General features: G+C 60.3%; 6 protein-coding genes. 2 read left to right on the top strand and 4 right to left on the bottom strand.

Annotated elements, in window-relative coordinates:
* Positions 1 to 270 precede the first annotated feature (270 nt).
* The gene (locus CRO48_RS06565; RefSeq protein ID WP_097137457.1) at positions 271 to 1,632 is read right to left on the bottom strand and encodes an AlbA family DNA-binding domain-containing protein; all 1,362 of its coding nucleotides are present in this window, start codon (positions 1,630 to 1,632) and stop codon (positions 271 to 273) included.
* 24 nt (positions 1,633 to 1,656) lie between these two features.
* Positions 1,657 to 2,676 carry a non-homologous end-joining DNA ligase gene (gene ligD, locus CRO48_RS06560; RefSeq protein WP_407071893.1) on the bottom strand — a complete coding sequence of 340 codons (1,020 nt, stop codon included), beginning with the start codon at positions 2,674 to 2,676 and terminating at the stop codon, positions 1,657 to 1,659.
* 9 nt (positions 2,677 to 2,685) lie between these two features.
* Here ligD and CRO48_RS06555 point away from each other — a divergent pair, with 9 nt between their 5' ends.
* Positions 2,686 to 2,916, top strand: a complete 231-nt coding sequence (locus tag CRO48_RS06555) for a hypothetical protein (protein WP_097137456.1) — start codon at positions 2,686 to 2,688, stop codon at positions 2,914 to 2,916.
* 63 nt (positions 2,917 to 2,979) lie between these two features.
* Positions 2,980 to 3,411, top strand: a complete 432-nt coding sequence (locus CRO48_RS06550) for a hypothetical protein (protein ID WP_097137453.1) — start codon at positions 2,980 to 2,982, stop codon at positions 3,409 to 3,411.
* A 193-nt stretch (positions 3,412 to 3,604) separates the two neighbouring features.
* Here CRO48_RS06550 and CRO48_RS06540 read toward each other — a convergent pair whose 3' ends face one another.
* The gene (locus CRO48_RS06540; RefSeq protein WP_097137449.1) at positions 3,605 to 4,063 is read right to left on the bottom strand and encodes a hypothetical protein; all 459 of its coding nucleotides are present in this window, start codon (positions 4,061 to 4,063) and stop codon (positions 3,605 to 3,607) included.
* Complete coding sequence (locus CRO48_RS06535; RefSeq protein WP_097137447.1) at positions 4,063 to 6,288, bottom strand: AAA family ATPase; 2,226 nt, start codon at positions 6,286 to 6,288, stop codon at positions 4,063 to 4,065. The genes CRO48_RS06540 and CRO48_RS06535 overlap by 1 nt, the downstream gene beginning before the upstream one ends.
* Between the last annotated feature and the right edge of the window lie 8 nt (positions 6,289 to 6,296).

Here is a 6,296-nt window from a genome sequence, read left to right as displayed (position 1 = left end):
TCTCATCTTCGCTTCCTTTGAATGAGCTACGATGAGCCGAAAATCCTCTCTTCTCAATTAAACCAATTCTGTCTCATGGGCGCTGATGTCGGACAGTTCGCGATGAAATTTGATGAACTCCTCGTTCCGCTTTATCCGCTGCTCAATAGTCATCGGCCACCCTCCTCTTCCGCGCGGTAGTCTTTACGTTCTTATGATTTCATTTCGAGAGGGTTAGGTTCAATAGAGAATATGGATGCGGTATGTCCCCGTCTTTCACCCTTGCTCCTCCTAGAAGTTAGAAGAACGCAACTCGGCCAATTCCCTGAGAACGAGTGCGGGAGGCAGTTCCATTAGGTCAAACAGGGCGTAGAGCGGCTCTAGGAACGGAACCACAATCTCGGGCAAGTTCGTCTCGATCGATTGCCCGTCAATCGTGGTAACCAACTCGATAGCATCTTGCCGTGCAACTCGCTCCGTCACATAGCGGCTTCCATCAATACTTGTCAGCTTTCGCCCGGCGAGGCCGTCGAAACGCGCTCTGAAAGTGATGGAAGTTGGCCCCTCGAACATATTCTCCGCTAGGCGCGAGGCGTGAAGAAGTATCTCTCCAAATCGCCAAACAGGAAGGGTAATATCGAACAGCTTAGCTCCACCCCTCCGCTCTTTAATTTCCGGGTTGTCTTCTTGATAACCCCTCATCAAGAAAGCTAAGCCATCGGGGGATATTCGCCAAAAATCACAGTGCGCGGCGTCAGTAAAGCTTGTCGACGTGGTGGGATCGCCCAACCAACACTGCATCGCGTCGTTCATCCAATAGGGCGCAATTTCCGGGCGAGTGGGGTACCAGAAAGGCGGCCATCCCGTATGGCGAACAACGCTCTTCTGGAGGAGATGCGCCATCTGCGCTGGCGTAAACGAGGGGCGATCTCCGCTGATCTCATAGGAATACCAATATTTCCCCTCCGGGAAACGGGCTGGCGAGTTGGGCGGCAAGGGCGCAACGAGTTTCTCCCATTCAGAGAGGCTCGCCTCAATGAAACGTTGCAGCGTGTCGGCTTTCGGCTGCATGTCGCCAACAAGTGTGGCGAGCGTAGTCCCTGAGAGTACAGCCCGGAGGTGATCCGCAAGTTCGTCACGACGATTTGCAATGCACCGCGCCAGAACCTCGTCCCATTCAGCTGAGGTCAAGGGGATCTCACTCTTAGGCCCCGGCTTGCGCATGTAGATTGCGTGGTTGTGGACTGTGTTTCCATTCGGCCCGGCACGGCGGGCCTTCACAGGCACTTTGTGCCCCCCTGGGACAATTACGATAGGATAGTGCAGTCCTGTCGAATGGCGAAGAACAACATAAACTTGGCAGTGGAAATGCGGATCCGCGTAGTTCTTAACGATCCCATTTATCAAATCTTGCGAATACCTATCGAACGTAGCCGGCCGTCCGATAGCCTCAATCATTTGACCGTTTTCTTCGGAAAGTCCTAGTATGACTACGCCGCCGCCGTGATTAGCTAGTGCAAGGATCGCTTTAGCCAAGTTGGCCTTATCTTCTCCGTTATCGGAAAGATCGAGCCAGTTTTTGATTTCAACTCCAAGGTGTTCAACGGGATCAATCAAAAGATCCTCTAACCGCTGACGCGTGAATTCGCTCATGCCCTACCCCTCTATAAGCTAGCGTCAGCGTATATCGACTTCGACGCGGAAAACATCCCCGCTATCCGCGCTGTCCCTCGTTCCTTTAAACGACGCGTGCCTTAGTATTCCGTCATGGGTCCATGCCCGGAACTCTACTTCGGCGACAATCGTCGGCGGCACGAACACGGCCTTGCGTTTCCCGACATCGATCGCGGGCTTCGGGATCGCGATTGCGTCCAGCTGCCGGCGCAGCGCTGCGCCCGAGCGCGCGGTGAAGCCGGTCCCGACCCCGCCCACGTAAACGAGGCTGTCCCCTTTCCGCGCAGCGAGCAACAGCCGGCCGATCCCGCCGAGAGCGTTTCGCGATGGCTCATAGCCGACGATCGCGAACCCCTCGCTCTGCACGCATTTGACCTTCACCCAATCCCCCAGGCGACCGGAGCGGTACGGCTTGTCGCCGTTCTTGCCTATGATGCCTTCGAGCCCCAGCCCGCACGCGGTCTTGAGGAGTTCGGCACCGTCGTCACCGATGTCCTCGGAAAACCGAATGGAGCCGCCTGGCACGTGGAGGATAGCGTCGAGCATCGCCCGGCGTTCGGACTGCGGCATCCGCGTCAGATCGTGCCCGTTGAGGTAAAGGAGGTCGAAGGCGAGGAAGAGCGCGTCCCCTGCCAGGCGTTTGCCGCCCCGCCCGCCGAGTGATTGCTGCAAAGCCCCGAAGTCGGATCTCCCTTGCTCGTCGAGGACAACGGCCTCGCCATCCAAGATCATCGTGTCGCAATCCATATGGCCGGCCGCCGCCGCGATCGCCGGAAAGCGATCCGTCCAGTCGTGGCCGCCTCGGGTGATGACGCGCGCGCCGGTCGGCTCTTTATGGACCGCCAACCGGTACCCGTCCCATTTCACCTCGAATGACCACTGCGGACCCGACGGGGGCTTGCTCACCAGCAGCGCGAGACAAGGCTCGATGCGGGCCGGCATCGGGTCATGGTGGACGGACGATTGGGACGCGCTACGTTTTCCCATAGGAACATTATCGCGCGATGCCGCCTTTCGTTCCATGGAGGAGTTATGACCGATATTCGTTCGCCCAGGTCACCCGATACACCGGATCGCCTACTCGAATGCGAGGAAGCCCTCGAAGCTGCTTTTCAGCAACTCGTCTGGCACGCCGTGCAAGCCGGCTGGGATGAGGAGGAGGCTACCTCCGCGCTCGCGATGCTGGCTGACAACCACGTTCTGGCGATCGAGGAGAACCGTCAAGCCGAAGCCGCGTTCAGGCGCAGGCCGACGAAGCACTGACCCGGCGAAAAGCCGCCTGCTGCGCTCTTGACTTTCTAACCGAAAAGAGAACATTCGCGGAACATGAGCAATCATGAATACCGCATCGAAGTTTGGGATCGGGACGGCGGCGCGTTGCTTGAAACGTGCTGCCGGGCGAAGACAGACCGCCTCATCCGAGCCGCATGGCCGGCCGCGATCGAGGATTATCCCGGTCGCTTTCTCATCTGCTACAACGGAGCCCATGTCACAGACCGCGCCGAGGTCCCGCTAGCCCCCCGCAGCGATACCGAGCCGGCGCCGGTGGGGCGGATCTCCCTTTTCGACCTTCCCGAATGGTACCAGCTGTTCGCGTACTGCGCGGACTGCGGTCGCATGGAGGAGGTCGACAGGCGCTCCCCCAAGCTAGAGGAAATGAGACTGCGGCCACTCGCCGATCTGGCGATAAGGTTGAAATGCGGGTCGTGCGGATCGCACGGCCGGAGCAAGTTCATGGTGCGGAAGATACCGCGCTAGATCCGGAAGAACGCGGCCGGCCCGATGATCCGGTCGTAGCGCTCCCGGCGGAAGCCAAGCGCCGTGCAGATGGCATGGCACGGGAGCCCCTTCCGCCTCATTCCCCGAGCAGCGGACACCCTCTTCGGCCGGAACTGGAAGACGCGAACATGCATAGCGGATTTGCCGGCACGCTTGATAAAGATCGTCCGCATCAGTGCTGCCCCCTAACCACGCCATCGCGGGTAAGCCCCATAGCGATCGTCGCGAGCGCCTTATCCCGTCCCCGATATGCGGTAGCCCTGCTCCACCCACGGATCTCAACGGCCCTGTCGAACTTGAGCCCCTGGCTGATTTTGCAGCGAACCCACAGGTTGAGCACCCGCGTCGGCCCAGGGATCTTCCCGAGGTACAGCGTTGGCCAGCGGATCACGCGCTCCATTTGCGAGACCTTCGCAGGAGAATAGGACTTCGGCCGCTTCGGCGGATCGAGCTCACCGATCGTGGGCCAGCCTTCGAATTCCCGCTCGCCGGCGAACATTTCCAGGGCAGGCATGCCGCTCTTCATGTCAGCCGGCAGCACCCGCCCAGCGGCGTATTCCGACCAACGCACCGCCTCGACGAGGCATTCGCCGACGAATTTCGGCGTCCACGGCTCGCTATCGTGCGTCATCAATTCCCCCAAAGCTCGTCGCTCGGCTCGACAAAGTCGGAGCCGTCATGATGATTTTCCTCAGTGTTTGATTTCCGGGGCTCCGGCTGCGGTGCTGTCTGGCGGTACTCGGAGCGGTATCCCTTGATGCGACGGCCCGTGAGCCAGACATAAGGGTTATCGCGTCCGATGATGTTCTTCCGGAGTAGGTTTTCGCCCGAGCGTTTCAGCCGCTTGAGACGCGCATCGAGGCGCTTGTCGCGCTGCTCCGGGGTCTCGTCGTCAGGGACATCGTCGAATTCGATCTTGTCGAATTCGCTGATCACGTCTCGCCAAAGCACAATCCGAGCGCCAGCAGGGATGCCGCGGCCGGATGGATGCTCGTGGCTGCTGAAAAGCTCCGCGCGCTCGATCGCGCGGACAATATTCGCCTCATTGTTGGAAACGCCAGGGCGCTCAGGCGCGGGCTGATCGGACCCCTCGCCTTCTACGTTCGCCACCACGCACGATGTGATCGGATCGCCATCCTCGTCCGCGCCGATCTGCACCGATCGGAGGGTGAAGCGGAAGCGCGCGCCATCTTCGCCGTCCTTGTTCTTGTCGACGACCGCCTCTCGGATCTGCCGACCAGCGTCATCGCGAAGTCCCTCGCACTGCCGCACGATCAGCACGTTCTCAAGATTACCCAAGATGGAAGTGTGGCCGCGGACCTTCGAACCGTCGGCATTCATGTGGTGAACGATAAGTACCGCGGCGCCTGTTGCCTGCGACAGCTTGGCGGCGCGCTGTAAGACGACCGAGACATCCTTGCCGTCGTTCTCATTGGCGCCGGGCGTAGCCGTGGCCCACGTATCGATGACGATCAATTCAAGGGGCGCCCGGAAAGTGCCCGCCCAATGACGGCATTCTTCTATCAGCGCGTCGGTGTGGTCATCGGAATGATAGAGGTCGATGCGCGCAGGTAGCAAAACGAAGTCGAGCGGATCAGCGGGGGAGATCCCATTGTCCTCCCTATATGCCCTGATCCGCTTCTTGAGGCCCTTCTGCCCCTCACCGGCCTGATAAATCACGCCACCTTTGACGACGCGCCGGCCAAACCATGACGTGCCGCGCGCGATCGCAAGCGCCGCGTCGATCACGAGGAAAGACTTTCCGGATTTCGACGGCCCGGCGCACATGCCCACTTCGGCCCGGGTGAGAATGCCTTTGATCAGCCATTCGTGCTCCGGGCCAGGCTTGTCCATGTCAGCCCAAGTCACCGCGTGGAACCGGGACCGATAGGGCTCTCGCTCGAAGCGGGGGGCCGCCTTAGCGATCCGGTAAAGATCCTCGATCGTGCCGCCCTGATTTAGCCAGTCGACGACATCCTCTTTCATCTTGCGGTCGGTTAGTTGCACCATGCGGACGTCTTCGGCGATGCCCGACAGAGCGCTGGCGACAAATCGCGCGTGGTCGAGCCCGACGAAGATGGGGCGGCCATCTTCGTGGAAACGAAGCTGACCGTCTTTCGTCGCCGCCTGCGGGTCATCGTCCGCAAGGACAACTGCGCGGGCCCCGCGGAAGAACTCGTTCAGTTCTGGCGCCCACTTGCCGGCGCCGCGTGCGTTAGTCGTCGCCGGCACACCCAAATCGATCAAACGATCGGCTGCCTTCTCCCCTTCGACGATGAAGATGGGCAGGCCTTGTTGCAGCGCTTCGAGCAGATCCGGCAGCCGATACGGCACCTGCCGGACGCCCTTTGTCGACCAATCCCAGCCCCCGGCTTTGCTGGCATCTGGCCGTCGCTGCCGATAGGTCTTCTCCGGCTTGCCGTCTTTGCCTATCAGCCCGTTCTCCATCCGGACGACCTGAAAAAGCAATCCGCCGGTCTCGTCGACATAGTCCCAAGTCGCGACGGCTCGGAATGGCGGCCCGTCATCACGGCTGCGCGGGCTGTCGGTGTTGTCCGGCCCATAGTGCCGATTGCTGTCGCTCGCCCTGTCCTCGACAGAAAAGCCATGCTCTCGCAGCCATTCGACAGCTTCACGCCCCTTGCGGCCGGTCTGCTTCTCAATGAACCAAAGCACGCCACCGCCTTCGTCGGCGCCATGCTCGAAGAACGTCCCCTTTTTCAGATCGACCGATAGCGATCCCTTGTTCCCGAACCGGAGCTCATCCTTGGAGGATAGCTTCTTGTTGGGCTCACCAAGGATCTCGATCGCCACCGGCCCCGCGAACTTCGCGAACTGGTCGCCCCCACCTGCCATGTCCCGCC

The organism is Rhizobium subbaraonis, assembly GCF_900220975.1.
GTDB lineage: Bacteria > Pseudomonadota > Alphaproteobacteria > Rhizobiales > Rhizobiaceae > Mycoplana > Mycoplana subbaraonis.
Note: the sequence above shows the minus strand (reverse complement) of the source record. Positions and strands in the feature narration are given on the sequence as shown.